This window comes from Parvimonas parva (assembly GCF_016552165.1).
GTDB classification, from domain to species: Bacteria; Bacillota; Clostridia; order Tissierellales; family Peptoniphilaceae; genus Parvimonas; species Parvimonas parva.
Window position 1 is genome coordinate 1 of the sequence record NZ_JACVDA010000039.1, and the last position, 4,629, is coordinate 4,629.

Annotated in this window: 5 protein-coding genes; 1 reads left to right on the forward strand and 4 read right to left on the reverse strand. The window is 26.0% G+C overall.

The window, feature by feature from the left end; genetic code table 11:
• Positions 1 to 55: 55 nt before the first annotated feature.
• Both IBJ83_RS08235 and IBJ83_RS08545 read right to left on the reverse strand, forming a co-directional pair.
• Entirely contained in the window at positions 56 to 406 is a 351-nt protein-coding gene (locus IBJ83_RS08235; RefSeq protein WP_231698922.1) for a Maf family protein, read from the reverse strand.
• Positions 407 to 537: 131 nt separating this feature from the next.
• The gene (locus IBJ83_RS08545; protein ID WP_255353722.1) at positions 538 to 669 is read right to left on the reverse strand and encodes a hypothetical protein; all 132 of its coding nucleotides are present in this window, start codon (positions 667 to 669) and stop codon (positions 538 to 540) included.
• 165 nt (positions 670 to 834) lie between these two features.
• On the opposite strand from IBJ83_RS08545, the gene IBJ83_RS08240 reads away from it, so the two are divergent.
• Positions 835 to 1,473 carry an XRE family transcriptional regulator gene (locus tag IBJ83_RS08240; protein ID WP_201276066.1) on the forward strand — a complete coding sequence of 213 codons (639 nt, stop codon included), beginning with the start codon at positions 835 to 837 and terminating at the stop codon, positions 1,471 to 1,473.
• 42 nt (positions 1,474 to 1,515) lie between these two features.
• Here IBJ83_RS08240 and mgtE (IBJ83_RS08245) read toward each other — a convergent pair whose 3' ends face one another.
• Both mgtE (IBJ83_RS08245) and mgtE (IBJ83_RS08250) read right to left on the reverse strand, forming a co-directional pair.
• On the reverse strand, positions 1,516 to 2,892 hold the full coding sequence (gene mgtE, locus IBJ83_RS08245; protein WP_201276067.1) for a magnesium transporter: 1,377 nt from the start codon (positions 2,890 to 2,892) through the stop codon (positions 1,516 to 1,518).
• Positions 2,882 to 4,276, reverse strand: coding sequence for a magnesium transporter (mgtE, locus tag IBJ83_RS08250; RefSeq protein WP_201276068.1), 1,395 nt, complete (start codon positions 4,274 to 4,276; stop codon positions 2,882 to 2,884). The genes mgtE (IBJ83_RS08245) and mgtE (IBJ83_RS08250) overlap by 11 nt, the downstream gene beginning before the upstream one ends.
• Between the last annotated feature and the right edge of the window lie 353 nt (positions 4,277 to 4,629).

The window sequence follows — 4,629 nt, forward strand, 5'->3', positions numbered from 1 at the left end:
CCTAAAAAAATATTCAATTACAAAACGCCTAGAGAATTATTTTTATGTGGCTAATTTATTCTTGCAATTTAGTTTTTCCGGATAAATATTCTAAAATAGATTTTGCATCATTATAGTCAAGCGGTTTTCCAAATAATTTTTTATCGTCATAAACAATTGTATCTGCCGATATAATTAATGAATCTTTATGTTTTAGACTTACGTCCTTACATTTTTCAAAGGATAGTATATCACATAATTCACTAAATTTTGATTTATTATCTTTAAATGTTTTACTTAAAAATTTTTGTTCTAATTCTCTTTCATCGATATTGGAAGAAATTATCTTAAAATCTTCAAATATATATTTTAGAAGTTCTTTTCTTCTTTGTGAGTTGCTGGCTAGTATAATATCATAATTTTTCATAAAATCCTCCTAATATATATTATAAAAATTATAACAAAAATAAAAAAACATCTCAACATTTCTTAATGTCAAGATGTATTTTTTAATCCAGTATTGCTCAACTGCCTTTGTAAAATAAGTTTTAAATTATATTAAATCAACTTTCCAGTTACTCCATACATTATCATAAAAAAGCATGATAATGTAAAAGTTGTGAAAGTTAGTAGTAATTTTAACATTTCTAGTGTTTCTATTTTTAAATTTTTATTTTTTCTTTTTTGCATAATAATTACCTCCAATTTAAAATAACTTTTTAAGTTACTAATATTATACAACTAAAAAAATAACTTGTCAAGATACTTTTTAAAGAAATTTGAAAAATTTTTTAAATAAATTGCTTTTTAAGTTATTTTGTTATATAATATATTTAGAATAGTAGAGGTGATAGTATGACTACTGGTGATAGATTAAAAGAACTTAGACAAAAAGCTAATCTTACTTTATTGGAGGCAGGTGAGCTTATTGGTACAAGTAAACAAAATTTATTCAAGTATGAGAATGATATAATAACAAATATTCCGATAGATAGATTGGTGAAGTTGGCTGAGATTTATAATTCAACGCCTATTGAAATTTTGGGTTGGGAAAATTATACAAATACTCCTAATTCAACTAAGGCATCTTTATATAATTATTTGCCTTATGGGGTTTCTGCGGGTGCTCCTGATGGTCCGAATTACGAAGTTGAACTTGAAAAAATAGAAATAAGTGATTCTGTTATGGGTCCTTATGCAAATGATGATGATATTTTAATAATGCATGTAAATGGGGAAAGTATGAATAAGATAATTCCAAATGGAAGTTATATCGCTGTTAAATTGAACTATCCTATTTATAATTTAGAAGATGAAGATATTGTTGTATTTTCTAATAATGGAGAATATAGTTTGAAATTATTTTTTAGAGATGGGGAAGATATTATTTTTAGACCTTCTTCAACTTATCATTCATTTACGGATTTTAAATTTTCAAAAGATGAAGAATTTTCTATTTTAGGAAAAGTGGTTATGTATTGTGTTAATTTGTAATAAATTTAATTAAAAATCTAGTGCGTTTTTGCACTAGATTTTTTAAATTTTTAGTATTGCTATTGCTAAAATAAAATATATTATTAAACTTGTTGCATCTACAATAGTTGTTATGAGTGGAGCTGCAGCACTTGCAGGGTCCATTTTTAATTTTTTTGCAATTAATGGAAGTATTCCTCCAGCAATATTTGCAGAAATTAAAGATATTGTTATTGTAAGACTAACTACAAAACTTATAGCAAAGGTTATATTTTTTGAGCCAAAAATATATAATCTGACAAAATTTGTAACAAATAATATCGCTCCACAAATCAAACCTACTGCTAATTCTTTTTTAAAAACTATAAAAATATCTTTTATATTCAAATCATCAACTGCAATTCCACGAATAACCATAGTTGAACTTTGTCCACCGGCGTTACCTGCTGTTGACATTATGATTGGAATTGATGCAGAAAGTATTGCAACAGCGCTAAGTTTATCTTCAAAGTATTGTAAAATATATCCTGTAAATGTTGCTGAAATCATTAAGATTAAGAGCCAAGATATTCTTGATTTTACCATTTCTTTTGTATCTGTTTTTAAGTATGAACCGTCAGTTGGTGTGATACCACTCATTTTATGAATATCTTCTGTTGCCTCTTCGTTCAAAATATCCAAAACGTCATCGGCAGTAACAATACCTATTAAACTGTTATGGTCATTTAAAACACAAATAGTCGTTAAGTCGTATTTACTTAGTATAGATGCAACCTCTTCTTGGTCGGTGTTTGTATGGACATAGTGAATATTTTTATCCATTATATCCGAAATCAATTTATCATTTTTAGAAACAATTATATCTCTTAAATTTACAATTCCAACTAAAACTCTTTTTTTATCTATTACAAAACATACGTTTACGGTTTCAGCAATTTCAGCTTGTTTTTTTATTTTTGTAATAGCCTCTGCAACTGTATCTTCTTCTAAAAGTTCTACAAAGTCGGTACTCATAACAGAGCCAGCAGTATTTTCTTCATAACTTAAAAGATGATTTATTTCTTTTCTATGTTCCGGAGAAACATTATCCAAAATATGTTTAATTACATTTGATGGCATTTCTTCAAGGAAATCTATAATATCATCACTAAACATATTATCCAAAATACTTTTTAATTCAACAGAAGATAGAGCTGATGCTAAACTTTCTTGATATTCAGGCTCTAAGTAGCTGAATAATTCTGCTGAAATATCTTTTGGCAATATTTTAAAAACGAATAACGCTTGGTCCAATTCTAATTCAATAAATATTTCACTTAAGTCAACAATATTGTATTCATCAAAAATTTCTCTTATTAATAATACCTTTTTTTCTTTTATAAGTTCAGGAAGTAGGGAAGATAATTGCTCTTTACTGTATTCTAAAAAATTATACTCCATAGATTCCACCTCCTAAAAACATTGATGCTAATGCAAAATAAATTGTTAATGAAATTGCATCACAAACAGTTGTTAAAATCGGTCCACTCATTGATGCAGGGTCTTGCTTTAATGTACTTGCAAATAAAGGTAAAATACCACCGATTAAATTTGCAATGGTTATAATTATATAAATAGTTGCAGAAATTAAAATTGCGATAGAGAGGGATACTTTAGGCATAAATATTAAAATTCTTAAAATATTCACCGTAAATAATATTGCTCCTAAAATTAGGGAATTTAAAAGTTCTGTTTTTATTACATATTTAAAATCACTTATACTTAAATTATCTATTGCTATTCCTCTTACTACCATTGCACTTGATTGGCTTCCAGCATTTCCGGCTGTATCCATTAGCATTGGAATGAATATAACAAGTGATGGAATTTTTAAAGTTAAATCACTATTTTTTGTTAAAATCATTCCAGAAACAGTAGCAGAAACCATCAAAATTAAAAGCCAAGTTATTCTACTTTTTACCATTTCAATTATTGGCATATTTATATAAGAACCTTCTATTGGAGTGATACCACCCATTTTTTGTAAGTCCTCAGTAACTTCGTCTTGAATGATATCATAAACATCATCGATTGTTATAATACCGATAAGACGGTGTTGGTCATTTACAACAGGAAGTACAATTAAATCGTATTTTGTAAATATTTTTGAAACTTCTTCTTGGTCTTCATCACATTCAACAGAAATAACATCGGTTTCCATAATATCAGAAATTAATGTATTTGCAGGGGATAATAATATACTTCTCATCGAAACAAATCCTAAAAGAATGTGTTGGTCATTAGTTATATAGCAGTAAGAAATGGTTTCAGCAAGTCTTTCCTTATCTTTAATCATTTCTAAAGCCTCATCAGTTGTTAGTTCAGGGTCTAACTCAACGTAGTCGGTACTCATAACAGAACCGGCGCTATTTTCTTTAAAGTTTAAAATCATATTGATTTCACTTCTTCTTTGATTAGATGCAGAATTTAAAACCCTTTTTACAATATTTGCAGGAAGTTCTTCTAAAAATTCACTAATATCATCTGTAAACATATAGTCCAACATTATTTTTATTTCATGGTCTTGTAGTCCATTTATTACTTCTTGTTTCATATTTTGAGGTAAATAAGCAAAAATTTCAGCAGTTTTTTCTTTTTTAATAACTTTAAACATGAATAAAATTTCTTTTATTTCAAAATATTCTTCAAATATATTTGCAAGAGTTACTTCGTTTGTATCGTAAATTATATCTCTTAAATGAAAAATATTTTTTTCTTCTAAAGAAACTTTTAATTCGTTAGCAATGATTTTACTTTTTTCTAAAGAATTTTCTTTTAAATCCATAAAACACCTCCTATAAAAATTTTTAGAAATATATATTAATATTATATCATATTTCCATTTTAATAAATTTAAAAAGGTAAATATGATGAAATAAATATTCTTTTACACAAGAATCATAAATTCATATTTATTATAACATATTTCCATTTTAATAAATTTAAAAAGGTAAATATGATGAAATAAATATTCTTTTACACAAGAATCATAAATTCATATTTATTATATCATATTTTTTGATTTGGATAAATTTATTTTTATTTAAAAAATATTTAAATAATGTTATGATACAATTGATGTGAGACCAAGGGTACAAAAAAAAGAGAATATCCTGTATAATTAAAATAACAAAAAAA

Bases quoted from the DNA above. Each gene is read 5' to 3' on its own strand.
- IBJ83_RS08545 (WP_255353722.1), bottom strand. From the start codon at position 669: ATGCAAAAAAGAAAAAATAAAAATTTAAAAATAGAAACACTAGAAATG.
- mgtE (WP_201276067.1), bottom strand. From the start codon at position 2,892: ATGGAGTATAATTTTTTAGAATACAGTAAAGAGCAATTATCTTCCCTA.
- IBJ83_RS08240 (WP_201276066.1), top strand. From the start codon at position 835: ATGACTACTGGTGATAGATTAAAAGAACTTAGACAAAAAGCTAATCTT.
- IBJ83_RS08235 (WP_231698922.1), bottom strand. From the start codon at position 406: ATGAAAAATTATGATATTATACTAGCCAGCAACTCACAAAGAAGAAAA.
- mgtE (WP_201276068.1), bottom strand. From the start codon at position 4,276: ATGGATTTAAAAGAAAATTCTTTAGAAAAAAGTAAAATCATTGCTAAC.